The organism is Streptomyces sp. NPDC051286, from assembly GCF_044455345.1.
In the GTDB taxonomy this organism is placed as follows: domain Bacteria; phylum Actinomycetota; class Actinomycetes; order Streptomycetales; family Streptomycetaceae; genus Streptomyces.
Genome location: NZ_JBITER010000035.1, coordinates 26,471 through 49,248 on the forward strand (window position 1 = coordinate 26,471; position 22,778 = coordinate 49,248).

At 70.1% G+C, this 22,778-nt stretch carries 20 protein-coding genes, 2 tRNA genes and 1 pseudogene; 16 read left to right on the plus strand and 7 right to left on the minus strand.

From position 1 onward, the window contains the following. Positions 1-153 precede the first annotated feature (153 nt). Both ACIBB8_RS28035 and ACIBB8_RS28040 read left to right on the plus strand, forming a co-directional pair. Positions 154-1,125: an acetylxylan esterase gene (locus ACIBB8_RS28035; protein WP_398956700.1), complete on the plus strand. Its 972-nt coding sequence runs from the start codon at positions 154-156 to the stop codon at positions 1,123-1,125. 167 nt (positions 1,126-1,292) lie between these two features. Further along, complete coding sequence (locus ACIBB8_RS28040; protein WP_398956702.1) at positions 1,293-1,448, plus strand: hypothetical protein; 156 nt, start codon at positions 1,293-1,295, stop codon at positions 1,446-1,448. A gap of 27 nt (positions 1,449-1,475) precedes the next feature. On the opposite strand, the gene ACIBB8_RS28045 is transcribed toward ACIBB8_RS28040, so the two are convergent. Both ACIBB8_RS28045 and ACIBB8_RS28050 read right to left on the minus strand, forming a co-directional pair. Further along, positions 1,476-2,048, minus strand: coding sequence for a CGNR zinc finger domain-containing protein (locus tag ACIBB8_RS28045; protein ID WP_398956705.1), 573 nt, complete (start codon positions 2,046-2,048; stop codon positions 1,476-1,478). A 373-nt stretch (positions 2,049-2,421) separates the two neighbouring features. Further along, positions 2,422-2,835: an SsgA family sporulation/cell division regulator gene (locus ACIBB8_RS28050; protein ID WP_003959770.1), complete on the minus strand. Its 414-nt coding sequence runs from the start codon at positions 2,833-2,835 to the stop codon at positions 2,422-2,424. Between the two features lie 189 nt (positions 2,836-3,024). On the opposite strand from ACIBB8_RS28050, the gene ACIBB8_RS28055 reads away from it, so the two are divergent. From ACIBB8_RS28055 to ACIBB8_RS28065, 3 genes and pseudogenes are all read left to right on the plus strand, one after another. Beyond that, a complete protein-coding gene (locus ACIBB8_RS28055) occupies positions 3,025-3,516 on the plus strand; it encodes a TIGR02611 family protein (RefSeq protein WP_398956707.1) in 492 nt (163 codons plus the stop codon). Positions 3,517-3,570: 54 nt separating this feature from the next. Beyond that, positions 3,571-3,642: transfer RNA gene (locus ACIBB8_RS28060), tRNA-Val, on the plus strand. 276 nt (positions 3,643-3,918) lie between these two features. Continuing rightward, positions 3,919-4,367 (plus strand): annotated as a pseudogene (locus ACIBB8_RS28065) (ABC transporter substrate-binding protein); the annotation flags it as partial. A 160-nt stretch (positions 4,368-4,527) separates the two neighbouring features. Here the strand turns inward: ACIBB8_RS28065 and ACIBB8_RS28070 are convergent. Beyond that, a complete protein-coding gene (locus tag ACIBB8_RS28070; RefSeq protein WP_398956710.1) occupies positions 4,528-7,035 on the minus strand; it encodes an SCO7613 C-terminal domain-containing membrane protein in 2,508 nt (835 codons plus the stop codon). Positions 7,036-7,119: 84 nt separating this feature from the next. On the opposite strand from ACIBB8_RS28070, the gene ACIBB8_RS28075 reads away from it, so the two are divergent. After that, complete coding sequence (locus ACIBB8_RS28075) at positions 7,120-7,566, plus strand: SRPBCC family protein (RefSeq protein ID WP_398956712.1); 447 nt, start codon at positions 7,120-7,122, stop codon at positions 7,564-7,566. A 39-nt stretch (positions 7,567-7,605) separates the two neighbouring features. After that, positions 7,606-7,677 (plus strand) — tRNA-Val (locus ACIBB8_RS28080). 78 nt (positions 7,678-7,755) lie between these two features. Here ACIBB8_RS28080 and ACIBB8_RS28085 read toward each other — a convergent pair. After that, positions 7,756-8,481 carry a 3'-5' exonuclease gene (locus ACIBB8_RS28085; protein WP_398956714.1) on the minus strand — a complete coding sequence of 242 codons (726 nt, stop codon included), beginning with the start codon at positions 8,479-8,481 and terminating at the stop codon, positions 7,756-7,758. A gap of 194 nt (positions 8,482-8,675) precedes the next feature. On the opposite strand from ACIBB8_RS28085, the gene ACIBB8_RS28090 reads away from it, so the two are divergent. The 3 genes from ACIBB8_RS28090 (at position 8,676) to thrS (ending at position 12,637) form a co-directional block, all read left to right on the plus strand. Then, the gene (locus tag ACIBB8_RS28090) at positions 8,676-9,242 is read left to right on the plus strand and encodes a DUF4365 domain-containing protein (RefSeq protein WP_398956716.1); all 567 of its coding nucleotides are present in this window, start codon (positions 8,676-8,678) and stop codon (positions 9,240-9,242) included. Next, positions 9,242-10,522 (plus strand): hypothetical protein, encoded by a 1,281-nt coding sequence (locus ACIBB8_RS28095; RefSeq protein WP_398956718.1) that lies wholly within the window; start codon positions 9,242-9,244, stop codon positions 10,520-10,522. Before ACIBB8_RS28090 ends, ACIBB8_RS28095 begins: the two co-directional genes overlap by 1 nt. Before the next feature lie 138 nt (positions 10,523-10,660). Further along, a complete protein-coding gene (gene thrS / locus ACIBB8_RS28100) occupies positions 10,661-12,637 on the plus strand; it encodes a threonine--tRNA ligase (RefSeq protein WP_358860779.1) in 1,977 nt (658 codons plus the stop codon). A gap of 28 nt (positions 12,638-12,665) precedes the next feature. On the opposite strand, the gene ACIBB8_RS28105 is transcribed toward thrS, so the two are convergent. Further along, positions 12,666-13,346 carry a potassium channel family protein gene (locus ACIBB8_RS28105; protein ID WP_398956720.1) on the minus strand — a complete coding sequence of 227 codons (681 nt, stop codon included), beginning with the start codon at positions 13,344-13,346 and terminating at the stop codon, positions 12,666-12,668. Between the two features lie 66 nt (positions 13,347-13,412). Between ACIBB8_RS28105 and ACIBB8_RS28110 the strand changes: the two genes are divergently transcribed. After that, positions 13,413-13,973, plus strand: a complete 561-nt coding sequence (locus ACIBB8_RS28110) for an HIT family protein (RefSeq protein WP_398956722.1) — start codon at positions 13,413-13,415, stop codon at positions 13,971-13,973. Positions 13,974-14,030: 57 nt separating this feature from the next. Here ACIBB8_RS28110 and ACIBB8_RS28115 read toward each other — a convergent pair whose 3' ends face one another. Both ACIBB8_RS28115 and ACIBB8_RS28120 read right to left on the minus strand, forming a co-directional pair. Next, positions 14,031-15,701, minus strand: a complete 1,671-nt coding sequence (locus ACIBB8_RS28115; RefSeq protein ID WP_398956725.1) for a hypothetical protein — start codon at positions 15,699-15,701, stop codon at positions 14,031-14,033. A gap of 147 nt (positions 15,702-15,848) precedes the next feature. Further along, entirely contained in the window at positions 15,849-18,074 is a 2,226-nt protein-coding gene (locus tag ACIBB8_RS28120) for an elongation factor G-like protein EF-G2 (protein ID WP_398956727.1), read from the minus strand. A gap of 245 nt (positions 18,075-18,319) precedes the next feature. Here ACIBB8_RS28120 and pgsA point away from each other — a divergent pair, with 245 nt between their 5' ends. From pgsA to pdxS, 5 genes are all read left to right on the plus strand, one after another. Next, positions 18,320-18,988, plus strand: a complete 669-nt coding sequence (gene pgsA, locus ACIBB8_RS28125) for a phosphatidylinositol phosphate synthase (RefSeq protein ID WP_398956729.1) — start codon at positions 18,320-18,322, stop codon at positions 18,986-18,988. Next, positions 18,985-19,920 (plus strand): phosphatidylinositol mannoside acyltransferase, encoded by a 936-nt coding sequence (locus tag ACIBB8_RS28130; protein WP_398956731.1) that lies wholly within the window; start codon positions 18,985-18,987, stop codon positions 19,918-19,920. The genes pgsA and ACIBB8_RS28130 overlap by 4 nt, the downstream gene beginning before the upstream one ends. Further along, entirely contained in the window at positions 19,917-21,077 is a 1,161-nt protein-coding gene (locus tag ACIBB8_RS28135) for a glycosyltransferase family 4 protein (RefSeq protein ID WP_366132957.1), read from the plus strand. Before ACIBB8_RS28130 ends, ACIBB8_RS28135 begins: the two co-directional genes overlap by 4 nt. 50 nt (positions 21,078-21,127) lie before the next feature. Then, complete coding sequence (locus tag ACIBB8_RS28140; RefSeq protein WP_398956733.1) at positions 21,128-21,673, plus strand: hypothetical protein; 546 nt, start codon at positions 21,128-21,130, stop codon at positions 21,671-21,673. A 181-nt stretch (positions 21,674-21,854) separates the two neighbouring features. After that, entirely contained in the window at positions 21,855-22,775 is a 921-nt protein-coding gene (pdxS, locus tag ACIBB8_RS28145) for a pyridoxal 5'-phosphate synthase lyase subunit PdxS (protein WP_266987900.1), read from the plus strand. The last annotated feature ends 3 nt before the right edge of the window (positions 22,776-22,778 follow it).

Here is a 22,778-nt window from a genome sequence, read left to right on the forward strand (position 1 = left end):
CGGGGGGCGGGCCCCCCCGCGCGCCGCCCCCCGCCGGGCGGGGGGGGGCCCCCCCCCCGGGTGCACCCCCCACAGGCTCTCAGCGCGGCGTCGCTGCTCCGCTACACGTTTCCTTCTGTTCCTTCCTTGCCGCATGCCCGAAACGGAGGCCAAATGACCCTGTTCGATCTGCCGCTGCACCAACTTCGCGACTATCGCCCGGAGTCCGGTGAACCCGCCGACTTCGACGCCTTCTGGAAGCGCACCCTCGACGAGTCGGCCGCATACCCGCTCGACCCCGAATTCCAGTCGTACGACGCCGCGCTGAGCGCCGTCGAGGTACACGACGTGACCTTTTCCGGCTGGGGCGGGCACCGTATACGCGCCTGGCTGAACGTTCCTTCGGGTGCCGAGGGCCCCCTTCCGTGCGTCGTCCATTACCTCGGTTACGGTGGCGGCCGAGGGCTGCCGCACGACCATCTCGTCTGGCCCGCGGCCGGCTGGGCCACCCTGCTCGTCGACACCCGCGGCCAGGGCGCCGTCAACAGTCACTCGGCGGGTTCCACCCCCGACCCCCACGGTGGCGCCAACCCGCAGTCGCCCGGCTTCATGACCCGAGGCATCCTCGACCCCGACGAGTACTACTACCGCAGGGTCTTCACCGACGCGGTCCGCGCTGTCGAGGTGGCCCGCGCCCACCCGTCCGTCGACCCCGACCGGATCGTCGTGCACGGCGGCAGCCAGGGCGGCGGCATCGCCCAGGCGGTGGCGGGGCTCAGCCCGAATGTGAAGGCGGCGCTGGTCGACGTACCGTTCCTGACCCACTTCCGGCGGGCCGTCGAGATCACTGACAAGGACCCCTACCAGGAGATCGTCCGCTTCCTCTCCACCCAACACGGCGTGGCTGACCGGGTGTTCCGTACGCTCTCGTACTTCGACGGGATCAGCTTCGCCGCCCGGGCCACCGTCCCGGCGCTCTACTCGGTGGCGCTCATGGACTTGATCTGCCCACCGTCCACGGTCTTCGCCGCGTACAACCACTGGGCGGGACCGAAGGAGATCGAGGTCTACCCGTGGAACGGTCACGAGGGCGGCTCTTCGGTCCACCGGGCCGCCCAGCTGCGGATGCTGCGCGATCTCGACTGATCCGGCCGGGGCGGGGGAGGCGCGGGAGAACCGGCCGTGAGCCCGAATATGTGACAGCGGACCGGACGCCGGAGCGAATCCATCCGGCCCCGACGGGAGTGAACTCCCGTCACAAAGAGGCGTGTTGATCGCCAACGGGGTCCGGTCTGCGTCATGATCGTCCCGAGATGGTGGACACCTCCCCGGGCGATGCCCCCGCACCCCCTGCCGAAGAGCCGCGTGGCTGCCTCTTCGCGCTGTCCCAGCCCCCTTTGATGATCTTCCTCGCGGTGGTCGGCGGCCTGCTGCTGATGGCCGCGTTGCACGATCTCTTCCTGCTGTGAGCGGGCCATGAAACGGGCGGCGAGCGGTCAGCCGGACGCTTCCTTGCGGCGTGCCCGGTACGCGGCGACATGCAGCCGATTACCGCAGGTGCGGCTGGAGCAGTACCTGCGGGAGCGGTTGCGGGACAGGTCCACGAACGCGTCCCGGCAGTCCGGTGCCTCGCAGCGCCGCAGTCGTTCGTGTTCGCCTGCCACCACGATGAAGGCGAGCGCCATGCCGCAGTCGGCCGCGAGATGGTCGGCGATCGATGCGTCCGGCGCGAAGTAGTGCACATGCCACTCGTAGCCGTCGTGGTTGCTCAGCTGCGGCGTGGTGCCCGCCGAGGCCACGAGGCTGTTGACGAGACCGGCGGCGGTCTCGGCGTCCGGTGCCGCGAAGATCTCGGCGAACCGGCTCCGTACGTCGTGTACGGCCTGAAGATCCTTCTCGCCGAGTTCGGCCACGCCGCTGATGCGATGGCGCCGGGCGAATCGGTAAAGCGCTTCGATACCGGCGAGACCGTCGCTCGGTCCGCCCTCCGGCTGATCTGCCGCCGGTGCGGTGTTCACCAGCTCGACCACGATGTCGAGGGCGATCCGGGTGTCGTGGGGGATCAGCACGCTTTCGCTCCCTGGCCTCCGGCGGGCGGGCGCCCGCCGATGCCGGCTGACTCTACTGGCTCGACGAGGACGCACAGCGGCCCGAGAGGGCCCCTGGGGCCGGCGTGGAGCGCATACCAGCCGACCAGGGGCCCAGCGGGGGCGCTCGGGGGTGCTGAGGGCGCACAGGGTCCGCTCAGCGCGTACGGGAGGGGTGGGGCGTGCGCCCGTCATGCCTCCGGTGGTACGTGCGCCCGTCGTGCCCGGTGAAATACGCGCCGACGCCGTCACCACAGTGGATTCCGTGATGACGGCGCTGGTGTCTGCCCTATGTGGTTGTCCGCGCGGCGCCGTCGCCCCGAGTCGGACGGCGCCGTGCAGCTCTCGACCTGGCTCAGCTCTCGGCCAGGATGTGTGAGAGCTCCGTATCGAGGTCGAAGTGACGATGCTCGGTGCCGGGAGGAACCGCGGCGTCGGTCCGCTTCAGGAACGACTCCAGGGCCCTGGCCGGGGCCTCGAGCAGGGCTTCGCCCTCTGGGGAGCTCAGCGCGATGCAGACGACGCCCTGGCCGTGACTACGGGATGGCCAGACGCGGACGTCTCCGGTGCCGGTGGGCCTGTGCAGCCCCTCGGCAAGGAGGTCGCGGGCGAATACCCATTCGACCGTCTCCTCCGCTCCGGTGTGGAAGGTGGCGTGCACGGCATACGGATCGGCCGTGTCATACCGCAGGCCCGCGGGTACAGGCAGTGATGACTCGCTCGACACAACGAGGCGCAGGTGCAGCTCGCAGCTGACCGTGGTGTTCATAAGCGCCAGGGCCTTTCGCTCAGTGTGCGCTCGGGGATTCGCACGTCGGCGAAATCGACATGCCACCTACGGTGGCGTTGTAAACCCCTCTGACCCTTTTGTGGTTGTTCAGGTCGCTCCTGCGGCGGTGTGTAACTTTGGGTTATGCGGCCATTCCGGTGACAAAGGCCGTTCCGGTAGATTGGGCCCATGAATGCGGAGAGTGACGCACGGGACGAGATTGACGGAACGGCGGCCCCGGCGCCCGCCGTGAGGGGCGTGACGGGGAAAGTGGCGCCGGACGTCACCGAGGGTGTGGTCAAGGAGGGGCGGGCGTTCGGTTCCCGGGCGCCCGGGTTCGTCAAGGCGTCCAGGGCCCTGCATATGAGCTGGCAGGTCGGCGTCTTTGTGGTCGGTCTCGCCGTGGTCGTGGGGGGCATCATCATGCTGCCCCTGCCCGGGCCCGGCTGGCTGGTGATCTTCGGCGGCATGGCGATCTGGGCGACCGAGTTCGTCTGGGCGCAGCTGGTGCTGCACTGGACGCGCCGGAAGGTCACCGAGGCCGCCCAGAAGGCGCTCGATCCGAAGGTTCGGCGGCGGAACATCATCCTCACCGTGATCGGACTCGTGATCATCGCCGTGCTGGGCGGGATCTATGTCTGGAAGTTCGGAATCACGATGCCGTGGAAGATCCACGAGTGACCCGGGGGTGGTCGGAGAACGCCGCTGACATGGGGTAATGTTTGCGGTGTGCCCGGGCGATTAGCTCAGTGGGAGAGCGCTTCGTTCACACCGAAGAGGTCACTGGTTCGAAACCAGTATCGCCCACCGGGACAGAGAGCCCGTGAGACTGCAGAGTCTCACGGGCTCTCTGCGTTTCCCGCACCGATCGGGGCGCCCTCGCGCCCGTTTCCGCAGCGGTACGAGGCCGTCCGTACGCCCTCGCAGGCCGTGCCGCGCGACGCGAGGTTCAAGCGCTTCGGTGGATTCCGTCCCCACTGCTGACGTTGACCCCTTCGATGCCTTGCTTGTCCCGGCAAGCATGTCTCTGAACGGTTCAGTCGATCGTGGCAGCGGCTGCTGTCTGCCCGGGAGGGGCGTGTCATGAGGACGTGGCGGAGTACCCAGGGGCTGCGTGCGGCAGGCACCGGTGTGGCGGTTCCGGGGCTGATGGTCTCCGGAGCCGGCGGAAAGGCCGGGATCCGCTACTCGTGGTGGGCGGTCAGGAGCGGGCCGTGCTGATCTGCAAGGCGATCGCGCTGTTCGAGAAGGAGTATCCGAACATCGAGGTCAAGACGGACTTCCCGGACTACGAGAATGGGCGGAAGAAGTTCAATACCCAGGCCTCCGCGGGCAATGCGCCCGATGTCTTCCAGAACTCCGTCGCATTCCTGCGCACGTTCGACGACAAGCGGGTTCTGTGCGATCTCAATTCCCAGGTGCAGGCCGGAAATCTCAACATGGAGAACTTCCGGGCCGGACTGGAGAAGACGGGTGGCGTCAGCGGGAAACTGCTCGGTGTCCCGGTCGGCGGCAACACCTTCGCCCATGTCTGCCCAACGACACCGCGCCGTACGGGCTCGCCGCCATCGAGAACCTCGCACTCGTCGGCGACCAGTGCCCCTCCCGGCAATGTCTGCCGGGAGGGGCACTGGATGCCGGCCTGAGGCAGGTGAGGCACGCCCCGGGCCGGCCCGCCGATCACGCGTTCCCTCAGCGCATCCGGCCCAGGGCGTCCTTCAGCCGACGTGCATCCCGCAGCCGCTGCTCGTACGTCGCCCCGGCCACCAGCAGCAGCACACCCGCGAGCGCAGGCGGCAGCCAGCGCGGCACTGCACCGACCACCTGAACCACATAGGGCGCGAGTTCGTGCAGGGCGTCCAACGCCAGCACCGCGCCGCCGAGCAGCAGCAGCGCCTGCAGCCGCAGCCGGGCCCCGGCGAGCGTGAGCGCCAGGGACACCACGCCGAGCAGCAGCGGCCGCACCCACGACGGGTCGGTCCAGGCTGCGACGAGACTCGGCACCAGCGTCGCCGCAAGACCCGCCCCGTACGCCGTCCACGAGGACGCCGCCGGATCGCGGCGCCGCCGCATCACACCGACCATCAGCGCGGGCACCGTCACCGGCAGGGAGTACGCCTCCGGAGTCGACACCCCGGAAGCCGACAACCGCACCCACGTCGCCAGGGCGAACAGGACCGCCGCCACGTACCCGGCCGCCGGACGCCGCTCCGCACGCACCGCCGTACCCGCCGCCAGCACCCCGCACAGAGCGAGGACCAACGCCAGGTACGGCCTGTCCGGTGCGGCCATCCCGACCGCCACCGCACCCGCCACGGCGCCGGTCAGTTCGACCGGCAGCGCCGACGGGCCGCCCCGCAGCCGCGCCCCGATCAGCACCGTCAGCGTGGGGACGACCAGCATGATCGGCGCGGCCCGGTACGTCGTGAGATCCAGTGACATCCCTACGGCTCCGGCGAGCACCGTCCCGCACACCACCGCCGCACACGCCAGAACTCCCTGCAAGGTCCGGGCCGTTGGTGACCCCTCGGCATGCGTCCCCGCCGCAGCCGCTGCGAACAGCACGAGCAGTGCCCCGAAGGCCGCATAGGTGGCAGGCTCCGCGGCCAGTGACAGCGCTCCCGCGCTCACCGTCCCGACCGCACCGCACACCAGCGCCGCAGGTGCGACCGGGCCCGCCCCGCGACGCAATACCCGTACCGCCCCGGCGAGAAGCGCCACGATCAGCGCCAACTGCACCACCATCGCGGCCGCGTACGGAGCGTCCAGCGCAACCGGCACCACCAGCAGTCCCGCCCACCCGGTCACCAGCGCACCGGCCCCCGCCGCACCCCGCCACGATTCGCCCGGGGAGATCACCGCACCGGCTACCCGCACCCACCGGGGCCACCAGCGGTGCGCCGCCCCCAGCAGACCGGCCACCACCAGCAGAATCACCGGCGCCGTGTACAGCTGTGACCACTCCGCGCCCTCCAGCCCCAGCGCACCGCGCGCACTGCCGTCCGGCACACCCGACCACACCGGGGCCCGCCGCGACAGCGGACCCGCCAGCGTCACGGCGGCCGCCGGCGCCGCCGCCAGTACCGCGCCCGAAACCACCGCAGCCAACGCCCACAGCACGCCCTGCCCGGCCGGCCGGGGCAGCGGAGCCCGTACCGCCGCACACAGCACCAGACCGCACAGCAGATACACCGGGACCGACCAGTCCTCGGCGACCCCCGCGCGCAGCACACCACCCACAGCCGCGACCACCGCCAGCCCGGCCACCACTCCACCGGCCACCGCGATCCCCTTCGGTGCCCGCCACACCGCGAACAGCGCGACCGCCGCTCCCGCCAGCAACAGTGCCCCCGGGGCAACGGCGGAGAGGGGCGAACCAGCCGTCACCGACTGCGTCAGCGCCACCAGAGCCCCGGAGAGCCCCGTCACGCATCCGCAGACGGACGCGGTCACCCGGACCCCAACGCCCTTGCCCCACCGGGCGATCGCGGAGTCCAGCATCGCCGTCAGCACCAGCGCCCAACCGAAGACCGAGGCCGACGCATCCGCCGACCATGCCCACAGCACCAACGTGAACTGCGTACTCACCACGGCCACCGGCAGCGGCAGACGAAGCTTGCCGAGTGCCAGACCGTACGCCGTCCACACCACGGCGAGTACCGCCGACGCGACCGCGGTGAACCCGAGGCCGTCCGTGTCCGGCGCCGCCACCGCGTGCAGCGCGTACGCATCCAGCACCATCAGCACCAGAGCCAGCGCACCGAGCGACTCGGCCGTTGACGACAGACCGCGGCGCAGAAGCAGCGCGGGCGCGGCCGACGCCGCGACCGTCACCAGGGTGAGCACCGCTGAGCGGCCGCCTATCCCCATATGACCCCAGCTGACCAGGGTGAACGCGATCGCCGCGATCGTCAGCAGCAGTCCGCCGAGACTCAGCAGCACATTCTGGGCGTTGCGCGGCGGGACCGGCGCACCGCGAGAGCCGAACGGGGGCGCGGGCCACTGCGGATACGGCTGTGCCGGTCCGGAAGGCGCCGCGGACGCCGGTCCCGGAGAAGCGACGGGCGGCGTGGCCGGCGGCTGCAGCACACTCACCAGCCAGGCACGACGGGTCAGCAGTTGCATCCGGCGGGCGTCCAGCCGGACCAGTTCGCGGTCGAGGAGCGCCAATTCCTCGGCGGGCGGCGGCACATGTTCCATATCCGGGAGTGTGGCGTGGCCCACAGACCCGGACATGCGCTCGGGTACTCAGGTACGGGACTGAGTACGCGCAGACTGGGTCCCATGGACTGGAGCCGCTACCGCTTTGTGAGCATCTGGGAGGTATCCGCCCCGCCCGATGCCGTGTACGGAATCCTGGAACGCGCCGCGGAGTACCCGCAGTGGTGGCCGCAGGTTCGCGAGGTCACCACGGTCGACGACACCACCGGAACCGTCCGCATCCGTTCCGCCCTTCCGTACGACCTGGTCATGACCGTCCGCGCGAGCCGCCGCGACCCGGCGGCCGGGATCCTCGAAGTGACCCTCGGCGGTGACCTCGACGGCTGGGCCCGCTGGACCGTCACCGCGCACGGCACCGGCAGCCGTGCCACGTACGAGCAGGAGGTCGAGGTGCGGCGGCGGATCATGCGGCTGCTCGCGGTGCCCGGACGTGCGGTGTTCCGGGCGAACCACGCGCTGATGATGCGGGCGGGACGCCGCGGACTGGTGGCCCGGCTCGAAGCAGTTTGAACCACACCCGCCGAGACCTGTATGGTTCAGTCCGTTCCCGGGCGATTAGCTCAGTGGGAGAGCGCTTCGTTCACACCGAAGAGGTCACTGGTTCGAAACCAGTATCGCCCACCTCGGGAGAGGCCGGTCCGTCAGCACCATCGGCGGACCGGCCTCTGCATGTCCGGAATCACCCCCGGGCGTCCGGGATCACGCAGCGGCGGGCAGCTCAGGACGCAGCGGCCAGGCCGGATCCACCGCCTCCGGCGTCCCGCTCTTCGCGAACCACGCCTGCAGACCGCGCGCCTGCGCCGCATGCCACACCGTCTGAAGTGCGTGCAGTTCCGCCGGGGACAGCCGCTCCAGCCGCGACGAAAAGCGCCGCCCCACCGCCCGTACCAGCTCCAGTGATGCCGCCGCATCCGCCGCCGCGTCATGAGCGCCGTCCAGCATCACCTCGTACAGAGCGCAGAGATCGGTGAGCGTGCGCCGCCCCTTGCGGTAGCGGTCCAGGTGCTTGTCCAGGACCCGGGGATCCAGTACGCACAGCGGTGTGCTCCCCAGATAGCCGGCCAGTGACGACGCCCGGTGCCGCTTCAGCTCTCGGTCGAGCAGCGTCAGATCGAACGGTGCGTTCATCACGACGAGCGGGCGTCCCGCCGCGCACTGCTCGGCCAGTGCCCGGGCTATCTCCTCCACCACGGGCGCGGGCCACCGGCCGTTGCGCTGCAGATGGTCATCGGTCAGACCGTGGATCTCGGTCGCCCCCACGGGCACCGGAACCCCCGGATTCACCAGCCAGCGGGTGACGCGCATGCGCCCGCCCACCGCGTCCTGGACGACCAGGGCGGCCGAAACGATCCGGTCCTCCTCGACGTTTACTCCCGTTGTCTCGGTGTCAAAAGCGGCCAGCGGCCCCTCGTACCAGTGAGTCATCCCCGAACTCCTCGTGCCTGACCGGCAGATGGCGTGATCCCCCTGCCCGATTCGGTGATACCCGCGCCCTTTGCCTGGTACGCCGTTTGCGGACTGCTTGCTGCGGTGACAACACAGAGGACAGGCAAGGAAGTTGCCTGAGGACGCACCGACCGAACCAACCGATCGGCACAGCCCGGAAGGCATACGGAGCCATGGCGCTCGCGCAGCCCGACCCGAGCGGGCTGTTGCCCCAGCGGATCGCTCCGCTGCGCGGCACACTCGCCACCACCGCCTGCATGGAGACCCTTCAGGTGGGCTACCTGCACGCGGTCGCGGCCGCGGCGGGGTGCTCCCTGTCGCAGCCCTTTCCCGACAACGGCATCGACTGGCATGTCAGCCACGGCGCCCCCGGGCACACCGTCGACGACGAGGTGACCATCAAGGTGCAGCTCAAATGCACCTACCAGATACCGCCGCACCCACCCGGACCGACGTTCGCCTTCACGCTGGACAACGCCCACCTCGTGAAGCTCGCCCGGACGCCCGTGTCGGTGCACAAGATCCTGGTCGTGATGCTCGTACCGCGCAGCCAGGACGACTGGCTGCGCGCCGGGCACGACCGGCTCGACGTGCGGCACTGCTGTTACTGGACCAACCTGGCCGGCCACGCCGTGACAGGCCGGCACAGGACCACTGTGCGGATCCCGACCACGCGCATATTCGACGACCGCGCGCTCTGCGAGATCATGACCCGGGTCGGGGCGGGAGGGAGACCCTGATGCACCGGCCGATGGACGAGCCCGCCGACAGCACGATCCCGTCGGGCACGCGACCACACCCCAGCGAGACCGTGACCCACTGGCCCACCGCCCTGCCACCCTCCGGGGACATCCCCGATCCCGCCCGCGTCGACCCCGCGGTCCTCGGCGCCCTGCTCGACCGGCACGGCTGGCACCGCCGCGGCGGTGCGGCCGGACGGTACAGCCGATGGACCCCACCGGGGGCCGCGGCACCCTCTGGCGGCACGAGCCTCCTCGTACCCGACACCACCGCCTTCCCCGACAGCGAGGACCTGCTCGGCGAAGCACTCACGGCGCTCGCCCGCAGCGCCGCCCCCTCCGCCCGCGACGTGCTGGTCTCCCTCGCCGTGCCGAGCGACGAGATCCGCTGGTGGCGCGATGTCCCCGACGGTGCCGCCGGTCCCGCGGGTGCCGCCGGAGCGGCCGGCTGGACCGCCGCGGAGCAGCTCCGCGCCGCGGCCCGGCAGATCCTGCTCGCCGGAGCGCTCGCCGTGCGGGCCCGTACCGGGTTCCACGGCGCACGCCACCGCCGAAGGGCCCTCGCCGCGCTCGAAGGCATCCTCGTCGGACCCGCGCCGGGCGGCCGCGACCTCACTGCCTGTCTCCCCGTCGAAACCGGCCGGGACGTCGCCGTACGGCTCTACCACGCCCTGCACGCCACCCGCGAAGCCATCGACTTCCAGCGCGCGACCGGAGGCATGGAAGCCTTCGACAGTGCCGTCGAGGCGGGTGTCAGCCGGGAGCTGACCGAGGCCGTGATCGCGCTGGTCCGCGGCTCGGAGGGAACCAGGATCTCGCTCGCCTGGGCACCCGCCGCAGGAACCCCCGAAGGCTGCCCTGCCCGGCCCGAACCGGTGGAGTTCTCGCCGGGAGACCTGCCCGCCCTGCGCCGGGCGGGAGCCCGCTACCAGCAGGACGAACCCGCCGTCGCGGTCCGGATCACCGGTGCGGTCGTCCGGCTGCGCCGCTCGGGACCGCGCGGCGCGGGAATCGTGCGGCTGCGGGTGCTGGCGGGCGCGGAGGTGCCGCACGTGCGGCTGGAGCTCGACGAGGAGGCGTACCGGATCGCGGGCCACGCCCACCTCGTCGGACTGCCGATCCGGGTGGAGGGGCGACTGGAGAGCCGGGGCGGCTTCCGGCGGCTTACCCGGGCCTCGCAGGTGGTGCCCGTACAGGTCGACGAGGCGGAGCGGGACCGGCTGATGAAATCGCTCCAGGAGAACGTCGACTACTTCGAGGAGGCCTGTACGGGCGAATAGCCGGAGAGAGGGGCCAGGCGCGGTGACCGCAGACTGCCGGAACGAACCCTTTCGCGAAGGGGGCCGTCGGCTCGGTACGATTCCTCTTGCGTGCGCAGTGGAATATGGCGCGCACCCCCCTTCAGTCAGGAGAGACCGGTGTCAGACGTCCGTGTGATCATCCAACGCGATTCCGAGCGGGAAGAGCGCGTGGTGACGACGGGCACTACGGCTGCCGAGCTCTTCCCCGGCGAGCGCACTGTTGTCGCCGCCCGGGTTGCCGGTGAGCTGAAGGACCTCGCGTACGTCGTCGCCGACGGCGAGGTCGTCGAGCCCGTCGAGATCTCCTCCGAGGACGGCCTGAACATCCTCCGGCACTCCACCGCGCACGTCATGGCGCAGGCGGTGCAGGAGCTCTTCCCGGAGGCCAAGCTCGGCATCGGCCCGCCGGTCAAGGACGGCTTCTACTACGACTTCGACGTCGAGAAGCCGTTCACGCCCGAGGATCTCAAGGCCATCGAGAAGAAGATGCAGGAGATCCAGAAGCGGGGGCAGCGGTTCTCCCGCCGGGTCGTCACCGACGAGGCCGCCCGCGAGGAGCTGGCCGACGAGCCGTACAAGCTGGAGCTCATCGGCATCAAGGGCTCGGCCTCCTCGGAGGACGGCGCGAATGTCGAGGTGGGCGGCGGCGAGCTGACCATCTACGACAACCTCGACCCGAAGACCGGCGACCTGTGCTGGAAGGACCTCTGCCGCGGTCCGCACCTGCCGACCACCCGGAACATCCCGGCGTTCAAGCTGATGCGGAACGCCGCGGCGTACTGGCGGGGCAGTGAGAAGAACCCGATGCTCCAGCGCATCTACGGCACCGCGTGGCCCACCAAGGACGAGCTCAAGGCGCACCTGGAGTTCCTGGAGGAGGCCGCCAAGCGGGACCACCGCAAGCTCGGCAACGAGCTGGACCTCTTCTCCTTCCCCGACGAGATCGGCCCCGGCCTCGCGGTCTTCCACCCCAAGGGCGGCATCATCCGCCGGGCCATGGAGGACTACTCGCGCAGGCGGCACGAGGAGGAGGGCTACGAGTTCGTCTACTCCCCGCACGCCACCAAGGGCAAGCTCTTCGAGAAGTCCGGTCACCTGGACTGGTACGCCGAGGGCATGTACCCGCCCATGCAGCTCGACGACGGGGTGGACTACTACCTCAAGCCGATGAACTGCCCGATGCACAACCTGATCTTCGACGCGCGCGGCCGTTCGTACCGTGAACTGCCTTTGCGTCTCTTCGAGTTCGGCACGGTGTACCGGTACGAGAAGTCGGGTGTGGTGCACGGTCTGACCCGCTCGCGCGGCTTCACGCAGGACGACGCGCACATCTACTGCACCAAGGAGCAGATGGCGGACGAGCTGGACAGGACGCTCACCTTCGTCCTGAACCTGCTGCGCGACTACGGTCTGACCGACTTCTACCTGGAGCTGTCCACCAAGGACCCGGAGAAGTTCGTCGGATCCGACGAGATCTGGGAAGAAGCGACCGAGACACTGCGCCAGGTCGCCGAGAAGCAGGGGCTGCCCCTGGTCCCGGACCCGGGTGGCGCCGCCTTCTACGGCCCGAAGATCTCGGTCCAGTGCAAGGACGCCATCGGCCGTACCTGGCAGATGTCGACCGTGCAGCTCGACTTCAACCTGCCGGAGCGCTTCGACCTGGAGTACACCGGCCCCGACGGCACCAAGCAGCGCCCGGTCATGATCCACCGCGCACTGTTCGGTTCCATCGAGCGCTTCTTCGCGGTGCTGCTGGAGCACTACGCGGGTGCGTTCCCGGTCTGGCTGGCCCCGGTCCAGGCGGTCGGCATCCCGATCGGCGACGCGCACATCCCGTACCTCCAGGAGTTCGCTGCGCAGGCCAGGAAGAAGGGTCTGCGGGTCGAGGTGGACGCCTCCTCGGACCGGATGCAGAAGAAGATCCGCAACCAGCAGAAGGCCAAGGTGCCCTTCATGATCATCGCGGGTGATGAGGACATGGCCAACGGTGCTGTCTCCTTCCGCTACCGCGACGGATCGCAGGAGAACGGCATCCCGGTCGAGGACGCCATCGCCAAGATCCAGAAGGCCGTCGAGGACCGCGTCCAGGTCTGACCCGACCGCCAGGGAGGCCCTCGGAGCGCTAACCGCGCTCCGGGGGCCTCTTCTCGTCCTCCCGGGTGAACACCTGCACCAGCCACGACGAGAACGAACCCGTCACGGCCCCCAGCAGCGCCAGACCGCAGACCATCAGCCCCACCGCGATGGTCCTGCCGCTCGGCGTGACCGGCGCGACGTCCCCGTATCCGACCGTGGTGAGCGTCGCGCACGCCCACCACGCCGCGTCGCCGAACGTCCGGATCGTGGCCCCGGGAGCCACGCGCTCCTGGTCGTACACGGCGAGCGCGGCCGAGAACCCGAGCAGCAGGGCGGTCATCCCGGCGTAGCTGATCACCCGGGCGTACAGGCTCAGCCGCGGCCGCTCCCGCTGCCGCTGGACCGCTGTGTAGACCCGGATCAGACGCAACGGCCTCAGCAGCGGGAGCACCAGCACCACCGTGTCCAGCCAGTGGGTACGCAGGTAGCGCAGCCCCTGGCCGCTGAGCCGGATCCTTACGACATAGTCCGCCGCGAAGAGGAGCCAGGTGCCGACGACCAGGGTCGTGCCGAGGTTTCGCCACGGCTCGGTGTGGTCGGGAACGAGGACGCGGACCGCGTACCCGAGGAGGAAGAACAGCGACGCGACGAAGAGCGGCACCTCCGTGCGCTGCTCCCAGTGCCTGAACCGGAGAGAAGCGGAGGAGTCCGAGGGCTGGTCGCTCATGGCCTCAGGATCGTCGCCCGCTGATGGGGGCGGCCCCGGCGACACGCTCCGCAGGAGTGAAGCAATATGCTGATCTGCATGACGACTGAGCCGGAGCAGCAGATCGGAGTGGGAACGCCCGACGCGTTCCAGCGCCTGTGGACGCCCCACCGGATGGCGTACATCCAGGGTGAGAACAAGCCGACCAGCCCGGAGGCCGGCGACGGCTGCCCCTTCTGTGCGATCCCGGCGAAGTCGGACGAGGACGGGCTCATCGTGGCACGCGGCGAGACGGTCTATGCCGTGCTGAACCTGTATCCGTACAACGGCGGACATCTGATGGTGGTGCCGTACCGGCATGTCGCCGATTACACGGAGCTGGACGGTCAGGAGACGCTGGAGCTGGCCGACTTCACCAAGCGGGCGATGACGGCGCTGCGGGCGGCCTCGGGGGCGCACGGTTTCAATATCGGGATGAATCAGGGGACGGTGGCGGGCGCCGGCATTGCCGCGCATCTGCATCAGCATCTGGTGCCCCGCTGGGGCGGTGACACCAACTTCATGCCGGTCGTCGGTCACACGAAGGTGCTGCCGCAGCTGCTCGCCGATACCCGGAAGATGCTGGCCGACGCCTGGCCCGCGGTCTGAGTCGAGTGGTACGAGCACGAGGCGCCCGGGATGTCCCGGGTGCCTTTTCCGTCTGCCCTACGCGTCGTACAGGTCGGCCTTCTTGGGGGTCGGGTCCTGCACCAGTCCGCTGAGGATCATGGACCGGTTGTCGAAGCGCTCCGTGTCGACACCGTTCTCGTCCAGGACACGCATGGCCGCGCTGTGCACGGCACGCAGGACGGGGGTGGCGGCGCGCATCGCGTCGTCCGCCATGAAGCGGTGGCGCCACGGCTTCTCCGCCCAGGCGTGGCGCAGGCCGAACGGCTCCGGGAGGGTGATCTTGCCCCCCAGGTAGTCGAGGAGCGGGGGGTACCAGGTGAAGGGGGCGCGCAGGGCCAGGCGGACGACCTCCTTGGACTCCACCAGCGGGAGAGTGATCTTGCGGGTCTCCCAGAATCTGACGGTCTTGTTGACCGTCTTCGTCTTGGCCTCGGGCTTGCTCGTGAAGAGTGAGTGGACGGGGCCGAGGGCGTGCCCGGTGACCTCGATCCGGAGCGTCTCGTGGAGCACCGTGACGGTGATCATCATGGTGATGACCAGCTGGCCGTCCCAGAGGGTGAACTGGACACCCAGGTAGTGGCGGTCGCCGCTGCCGAACTGCTGGTGGTTGCAGATGCGCTGTATCTCGTGCGGCTTGATCTGGAAGGTGGAGACGTCCTCGCCCTCCGGGCGGGAGACCGAGTCGGCGTTCTCACCGACGGGCGAGACGATCCAGTGGGTGACCGAGGGCGTGGTGAATCCGCCTGTATGCAGCGGTCCGCGTTCCAGCTGCTTGAGCTGGTCGTGGATGACGCGAATCAGGTCCCAGCTGCGGAACTGGTGGAATTCCTTGCCGGGTTCCTTGGAGACGAGCTCCTCGGCGAGCTGCCAGCTGCCCCAGCGGGTACCCATGCCGAGGATGCCCTTGGGACCGGCATAGAAGACGGAGTTGGACTGCTGTTCGGCAGACAGCTTCTCCAGGCCCTGGCGCAGCGCCTCGCGGGCGGTCTCATTGGGATTCTTCGGTACGGCCTCGGGGATCTTGGCGATGACCCCGCCGCCGGAGAGCAGCCCCTCCCAGCGGGCGCGCATGTCCTTGGCGGAGGTCTCGGCGATCCGTTTGGCGATCAGCCAGCCGATGACGGGGGCGACGATCATCGCGCGCAGGTACAGCGCGAGGAGACCGCCGACCGGCAGTTTGATCAGGAAGATCAGGGCCACGATGCCGATGACGGGGAGCAGGGCGATGCCGAGGGCGCTGAGGGCCTTGTCCTTGGTGGAGCCCAGGCCGTCGCGGAGGCGGAACGCGAGGACCCACAGGAGCAGTCCGGGCAGGAAGAGGAAGCCGAAGAGCGCGGTCACCAGGGTCAGTTTGGTGTCCCGTGCCTTGCGGAGCCGGGTCGCGGACAGGCAGTGCTCGACGACGGTCTGCGGATCGGTGCCGAAGGACTGGATGAGGGCCTTGCGGGCGCCGCCCAGCATGCGCTCCTGGACGGCGCGGGAGAATGCCTCGCCGAGGTTGGGAGTGAAGTACTTGCTTTTGAAGAGCTTGGACCGGCCTTCCTCGACCTTGGACTTGTGCCACTCGCTGTCGGCCTTGAGGATCTCCTCCACCGGGCTGTCGCGGTACGCGGCGGAGGCGAGGGCGTTCGTCGCCACCGCCTGTCCGGCCGCCCCCTGGAGTGGGATCTGCGCTCCGGGAGAGAAATCGAATCCGTCGTTGGCCACTGTCGCCCCCACTTGCCGCCAAGGAACCGCTCCTGCGGCTGTTTCCCAACTGCCGCGCTCGGCACACCTTCTGAGCTGGGATCACAGCGTATCGTCCGGATCGGAGCTCCGTCCGCCCTTGTGGACAAGGGCGGACGGAGCCGTCGGCTACGCACTGTTTGTGGTGTTTTCCTGCTGTTCGCGGAGGCGGTCGGCGAGCTGCGGTGGCATCGGTTCGTGCCGGGCGTACGACCGGTCGAACCGGCCGGTGCCGTGCGACAGGGAGCGCAGGTCGATCGCGTACCGGCCGATCTCCAGCTCAGGCACCTCGGCCCGCACGAGCGTGCGCCCCGCCCCTGACTGCTCGGTGCCGACCACCCGGCCGCGCCGCCCCGACAGATCGCTCATGACCGGTCCCACGTAGTCGTCGGGGACGAGGACCTGGACCTCGGAGACAGGTTCGAGGAGCTGGATCCGGGTCTCCGCGGCCGCTTCCCGAAGGGCCAGTGCGCCCGCCGCCTGGAACGCCGCGTCGGACGAGTCCACGGAGTGGGCCTTTCCGTCCCGCAGGGTGATCCTCACGTCGACGAGGGGGTGGCCGGCCGCCACTCCGCGGGCGGCCTGGGCGCGTATCCCCTTCTCCACGGACGGGATGAACTGGCGGGGTACGGCTCCGCCGACCACCTTGTCGACGAATTCGATACCCGAACCGGGTGGCAGCGGCTCCACCTCGATCTCGCAGATGGCGTACTGGCCGTGGCCGCCGGACTGTTTGACATGCCGTCCGCGACCGGTCGACGGGCCGGCGAACGTCTCGCGCAGGGACACCTTGTGGGAGACGGTGTCCACCTGTACCCCGTACCGGGTGCGCAGCCGGTCCAGTGCCACGTCCTGATGGGCCTCGCCGAGGCACCACAGAACCACCTGATGGGTGTCCTGGTTCTGTTCGAGGCGCATCGTCGGGTCCTCGGCGACGAGCCGTGCGAGCCCCTGGGAGAGCTTGTCCTCGTCCGCCTTGCTGTGGGCCTCGATGGCCAGCGGCAGCAGCGGGTCGGGCATGGACCAGGGCTCCATCAGCAGCGGATCCTCCGGAGCGGAGAGGGTGTCCCCCGTCTCGGCGCCGCCCAGTTTGGCGACGCAGGCCAGGTCCCCGGCGATGCAGCTGGTCAGGGCGCGCTGCTGTTTGCCGAACGGGGCGGACAGCGCGCCGACGCGGACATCTGCCTCGTGGAAGGGACGGGGTTCGTGGCCGGGGTCGGTGAGTCCGTGGCCGAGGACGTGGACCGTTTCATCGGGCCGCAGCGTGCCGGAGAAGACGCGGACCAGGGAGACGCGGCCGACGTACGGGTCGGAGGCCGTCTTGACGACTTCGGCCACCAGCGGTCCGTCGGGATCGCAGGACGGGGCGGGGCGGAGGGCGCCGCCCGGCGTGGTGACAGCGGGCAGCGGGTGCTCCAGCGGGGTCGGGAAGCCCCCCGTGATCAGATCCAGGAGTTCGACCGTACCGATGCCCGGGCGGCCGTCCTCGCCGGCGGGCGCCGCCGTGAGGACGGGGTGGAAGGCGTCGCGGGCGACGGCGCGTTCCAGGTCGTCGATCAGGGACGTGATGTCGATGTCCTCGCCGCCGAGGTACCGGTCCATCAGGGACTCGTCCTCGCTCTCGGCGATGATCCCTTCGATCAGCCGGTCACGGGCGTCCTGGAGCGGTGCGTGCTGGCTTTCGGCGGGCGAGGTCTCTTTCCGTTCGCCGGAGGAGTAGTCGAAGATACGCTGCGTGAGCAGTCCGGTGAGCCCGGTCAGCGGGGCGTGCCCGTCCGGGCCCTCGGGGCCGAGCACGGGCAGATAGAGGGGCAGTACGGCGTCGGGGTCGTCGCCCCCGAAGATCTCACCGCAGACGCGGGTCATCTCGTCGAAGGACGTGCGGGCAGTGTCGAGGTGGGTGACGACGATGGCGCGCGGCATGCCGACGGCGGCGCACTCCTCCCACACGGCGCGGGTGGTGCCCGCCACGGCGTCGGCCTCCTGGGCCGCCGAGACAACGAAAAGGGCCGCGTCCGCTGCTCGCAGACCGGCCCTGAGTTCCCCGACGAAGTCGGCGTATCCAGGGGTGTCCAACAGGTTGATCTTGCACCCGCCCCATTCGACGGGGACCAGGGAGAGCTGTACGGAGCGTTGCTGGCGGTGCTCGATCTCGTCGTAGTCGGAGACCGTGCCGCCGTCCTCGACCCGGCCGGCCCGGTTGACCGCTCCGGCGGTCTGCGCGAGTGCTTCGACGAGGGTGGTCTTGCCCGATCCGCTGTGGCCGACCAGCACCACGTTCCGTATGGAGGAGGGCCGGTCGGCCGTTGCTGCTCTGCCGGCGGCCCCGGTGTGTGCATGTGCCTTGTCGCCCATGATGTGCCTCCCGGTGGGGGTGCGCTGTGCGGGGAGAAGGAGGGGGCGGGCACGAGGAGCCGCCGCGGCGGCTGCGACGACGCCCGCGGTAATTCGAGCTTTCCACTCCGGTCAGGCTGCGTCCATACGTCGGACGCCGACGCACGAGCACGGACGCCCGGACAGTGGACGCGTCCGACTGGTGACTACGATGGGCCAGCCGGTGGCCGAAGGGGCCGCGCGGCCCACCGACCCTCGGGAAGGCCATGCTGAACAAGTACGCGCGTGCATTTTTTACGCGTGTCCTCACACCGTTCGCCGCGCTGCTGCTCCGTCTCGGCGTGAGCCCTGACGCGGTCACGCTCATCGGTACGGCCGGAGTGGTGGCAGGTGCGCTGGTCTTCTTCCCCATGGGGGAGTTCTTCTGGGGCACGATCGTCATCACGATCTTCGTCTTCTCCGACCTCGTCGACGGCAACATGGCCCGGCAGGCCGGCATCTCCAGCCGCTGGGGCGCCTTCCTGGACTCGACCCTGGACCGGGTCGCCGACGGAGCGATCTTCGGCGGGTTCGCGCTCTGGTACGCGGGCAACGGCGACGACAACGTGATGTGCGCGGTGGCGATCTTCTGCCTGGCCAGCGGCCAGGTGGTCTCCTACACGAAGGCGCGGGGCGAGTCGATCGGGCTGCCGGTCGCGGTCAACGGTCTGGTGGAGCGGGCGGAGCGGCTGGTCATCTCGCTGGTGGCGGCCGGGCTCGCCGGACTCCACACGTTCGGTGTGCCGGGGATCGAGATCCTGCTGCCGATCGCGCTGTGGGTCGTCGCCGTGGGCAGCCTGGTGACGCTGGTGCAGCGGGTGGTGACCGTGCGCCGCGAGGCCGCGGAGGCCGACGCGGCAGCCGCGGCGGACCGGGGGAGCGAGGCGACGCAGTGAGCGGCGCCGGGCGGGTACCGAGGACCGGGCTGAAGGACCGGCTGACCGACGGGCTGTACGGGCTCGGCTGGGCCGCGGTCAAGAAGCTCCCGGAGCCGGCCGCCCAGGCACTCTTCCGTACTCTTGCCGACCAGGCCTGGAAGCGGCGCGGCAAGAGTGTGCTGCGGCTGGAGTCGAACCTGGCCAGGGTGGTGCCGGACGCGAGTCCTGCCCGGCTCGCCGCACTGTCCAAGGCCGGGATGCGCTCGTACATGCGCTACTGGATGGAGTCGTTCCGGCTGCCCACCTGGAGCCCGGAGCGGATCAAGGCCGGCATAGACGTCACTGACGTCCACCGGCTGACCGGGGGCCTGGAAGCCGGGCGCGGTGTGATCCTCGCGCTGCCGCACCTGGGGAACTGGGACCTGGCGGGAGCCTGGGTCACCACCGATCTGAAGGTGCCGTTCACCACGGTCGCCGAGCGGCTGAAGCCCGAGTCGCTGTACGACCGGTTCGTCGCCTACCGCGAGGGGCTCGGCATGGAGGTCCTGCCGCACACCGGCGGGTCGGCCTTCGGCACCCTGGCACGGCGGCTGCGGGACGGCGGACTGGTCTGCCTGGTCGCCGACCGCGACCTCTCCGCCTCCGGCGTCGAGGTGCAGTTCTTCGGTGACACGGCACGGATGCCCGCCGGACCCGCGCTGCTGGCCCAGCAGACCGGCGCGCTGCTGCTGCCCGTGACGCTCCGGTACGACGCGACCCCCGTGATGAAGGCCCGGATCCACCCGGCCGTCGAGGTGCCCGAGTCAGGTACGCGCGAGGAGAAGACGTCTGTGATGACGCAGGCGCTGGCCGATGCCTTCGCCGCCGGAATCGCCGAGCACCCGGAGGACTGGCACATGCTGCAGCGGCTCTGGCTCGCCGACCTCGAACCCCGTGGAGAGCAGCCATGAAGATCGGCATCGTCTGCCCGTACTCCTGGGACGTACCGGGCGGCGTCCAGTTCCACATCCGCGACCTGGCCGAACACCTGATCCGCCTGGGCCACCAGGTGTCGGTGCTGGCCCCCGCCGACGACGAGACGCCGCTGCCGCCGTACGTGGTGTCGGCGGGCCGGGCCGTGCCCGTCCCGTACAACGGCTCCGTCGCCCGGCTGAATTTCGGCTTCCTGTCCGCGGCGCGGGTGCGCCGCTGGCTGCACGACGGCACCTTCGATGTGATCCACATCCATGAGCCGACCTCGCCATCACTCGGCCTGCTCACATGCTGGGCCGCGCAGGGACCGATCGTCGCCACGTTCCACACCTCCAATCCGCGGTCCCGCGCGATGATCGCCGCGTACCCGATCCTGCAGCCCGCGCTGGAGAAGATCAGTGCGCGCATCGCGGTGAGCGAGTACGCGCGCCGGACCCTGGTCGAGCACCTCGGCGGCGACGCGGTCGTCATCCCGAACGGGGTCGATGTCGGCTTCTTCGACAAGGCCGAGCCCAAGGTCGAGTGGCAGGGCGGGACGATCGGCTTCATCGGGCGTATCGACGAGCCCCGCAAGGGCCTGCCCGTCCTGATGCGGGCGCTGCCCGCCATCCTCGCCGCACGCCCGGAGACCAGGCTGCTGGTGGCGGGGCGCGGCGACGAGGAGGAGGCGGTCGCCTCACTGCCCGAGGCGATGCGCGAGCGCGTCGAATTCCTCGGCATGGTGAGCGACGAGGACAAGGCGCGGCTGCTGCGCAGCGTCGATGTGTATGTCGCGCCGAATACGGGTGGCGAGAGCTTCGGGATCATCCTGGTCGAGGCGATGTCGGCGGGCGCGCCGGTCCTCGCCAGCGATCTGGACGCGTTCGCCCAGGTACTGGACCTGGGTGCGGCGGGCGAACTGTTCGCCAACGAGGACGCGGAGGCGCTGGCGTCGGCGGCGATCCGGCTGCTCGGCGACCCGGAGCGGCGTGCGGAGCTGAGCGACCGTGGCCGGGCGCATGTGCGACGGTTCGACTGGTCGACGGTGGGGGCGGACATCCTCGCGGTGTACGAGACGGTGACGGACGGGGCCGCGTCGGTGGCGACGGACGAACGTACGGGGCTGCGGGCCCGGTTCGGGCTGGCCCGGGACTGAGGCGGGCCGGAGGGCGGGACAGGGCGCCCTCGACGGTAGCCTTGCGGCCCGTGATCGAAACCCTCATCTGGATCGCCGTCGCGCTCGTCGCGATCGGCCTGTACCTCAGCTGGACCGCCGGACGGCTGGACCGGCTGCACACGCGGATCGATGCCGCCCGCGCCGCCCTCGACGCCCAACTGCTGCGCCGCGCCTCGGTTACCCAGGAACTGGCCACGTCCGGTGTCCTCGACCCCGCCGCGTCCATCGTGCTGTACGAGGCCGCGCACGCCGCCCGGCAGTCCGAGGAGGAGCAGCGTGAGGTGGCGGAGAGCGAGCTCAGCACCGCGCTGCGGGCGGTGTTCGGCGAGACGGCGCAGGTGGAGGCGGTGAAGGAGATTCCCGGCGGTGAGGAGGCGGCGTCCGAACTGGCCGCGGCCGTGCGCCGGGTGCCGATGGCGCGGCGCTTCCACAACGACGCGGTGCGCGCGGCGCGGGCGCTGCGCCGCCACCGCACGGTGCGCTGGTTCCGGCTGGCAGGGCACGCACCGTTCCCGCTGGCCTTCGAGATGGACGACGAGCCGCCTGTGGCCCTGGCGGACCGCCTGGTCAGCTGACCCGGACGCGGCGCCGCCGCCCACCCCGTACGGGGCCGTACGAGGCGGTACGCGGCCGTACACGGCCAAAACGATCCACTGGCCTCTTATTGGCCCTTGTCGTGGACTGGTCCCGGAGAGTTTGCTCTGCAGTGCATCACCGAGCACTTCCAGCATCTTTTTCTCCGAGTGAGGTCGATCCGTGTCCACGCTTCCCAGCACCCCGCAGTCCGCCGACTCCCCGGCTACCGGCACCGCCCGCGTGAAGCGTGGCATGGCCGAGCAGCTCAAGGGCGGCGTGATCATGGACGTCGTCAACGCCGAGCAGGCGAAGATCGCCGAGGACGCGGGCGCCGTGGCCGTCATGGCCCTGGAGCGGGTGCCCGCCGACATCCGCAAGGACGGCGGCGTGGCCCGGATGTCCGACCCGAACATGATCGAAGAGATCATCGAGGCCGTCTCCATCCCGGTGATGGCGAAGTCCCGCATCGGCCACTTCGTCGAGGCGCAGGTCCTGCAGTCCCTCGGTGTCGACTACATCGACGAGTCCGAGGTCCTCACCCCGGCCGACGAGGTCAACCACAGCGACAAGTTCGCCTTCACCACGCCGTTCGTCTGCGGCGCCACCAACCTGGGCGAGGCGCTGCGCCGCATCGCCGAGGGCGCGGCCATGATCCGCTCCAAGGGCGAGGCCGGCACCGGCAACGTCGTCGAGGCGGTCCGCCACCTGCGCCAGATCAAGAACGAGATCGCCCGGCTGCGCGGCTACGACAACAACGAGCTGTACGCCGCGGCCAAGGAGCTCCGCGCCCCGTACGAGCTGGTCAAGGAGGTCGCCGAGCTCGGCAAGCTGCCCGTCGTGCTGTTCTCGGCCGGTGGCGTCGCCACCCCGGCCGACGCCGCGCTGATGCGCCAGCTCGGCGCCGAGGGCGTCTTCGTCGGCTCCGGCATCTTCAAGTCCGGCGACCCGGCCAAGCGCGCCGCCGCCATCGTGAAGGCCACCACCTTCTACGACGACCCGAAGATCATCGCGGACGCCTCCCGCAACCTGGGTGAGGCCATGGTCGGCATCAACTGCGACACCCTGCCCGAGGCCGAGCGCTACGCCAACCGCGGCTGGTAGTCA

Coding starts and splice junctions, on each gene's coding strand:
- ACIBB8_RS28035 (WP_398956700.1), top strand. CDS start 154: ATGACCCTGTTCGATCTGCCGCTGCACCAACTTCGCGACTATCGCCCG.
- ACIBB8_RS28040 (WP_398956702.1), top strand. CDS start 1,293: ATGGTGGACACCTCCCCGGGCGATGCCCCCGCACCCCCTGCCGAAGAG.
- ACIBB8_RS28050 (WP_003959770.1), bottom strand. CDS start 2,835: ATGAACACCACGGTCAGCTGCGAGCTGCACCTGCGCCTCGTTGTGTCG.
- ACIBB8_RS28055 (WP_398956707.1), top strand. CDS start 3,025: ATGAATGCGGAGAGTGACGCACGGGACGAGATTGACGGAACGGCGGCC.
- ACIBB8_RS28070 (WP_398956710.1), bottom strand. CDS start 7,035: ATGGAACATGTGCCGCCGCCCGCCGAGGAATTGGCGCTCCTCGACCGC.
- ACIBB8_RS28075 (WP_398956712.1), top strand. CDS start 7,120: ATGGACTGGAGCCGCTACCGCTTTGTGAGCATCTGGGAGGTATCCGCC.
- ACIBB8_RS28085 (WP_398956714.1), bottom strand. CDS start 8,481: ATGACTCACTGGTACGAGGGGCCGCTGGCCGCTTTTGACACCGAGACA.
- ACIBB8_RS28090 (WP_398956716.1), top strand. CDS start 8,676: ATGGCGCTCGCGCAGCCCGACCCGAGCGGGCTGTTGCCCCAGCGGATC.
- ACIBB8_RS28095 (WP_398956718.1), top strand. CDS start 9,242: ATGCACCGGCCGATGGACGAGCCCGCCGACAGCACGATCCCGTCGGGC.
- ACIBB8_RS28105 (WP_398956720.1), bottom strand. CDS start 13,346: ATGAGCGACCAGCCCTCGGACTCCTCCGCTTCTCTCCGGTTCAGGCAC.
- ACIBB8_RS28110 (WP_398956722.1), top strand. CDS start 13,413: ATGCTGATCTGCATGACGACTGAGCCGGAGCAGCAGATCGGAGTGGGA.
- ACIBB8_RS28120 (WP_398956727.1), bottom strand. CDS start 18,074: ATGGGCGACAAGGCACATGCACACACCGGGGCCGCCGGCAGAGCAGCA.
- pgsA (WP_398956729.1), top strand. CDS start 18,320: ATGCTGAACAAGTACGCGCGTGCATTTTTTACGCGTGTCCTCACACCG.
- ACIBB8_RS28135 (WP_366132957.1), top strand. CDS start 19,917: ATGAAGATCGGCATCGTCTGCCCGTACTCCTGGGACGTACCGGGCGGC.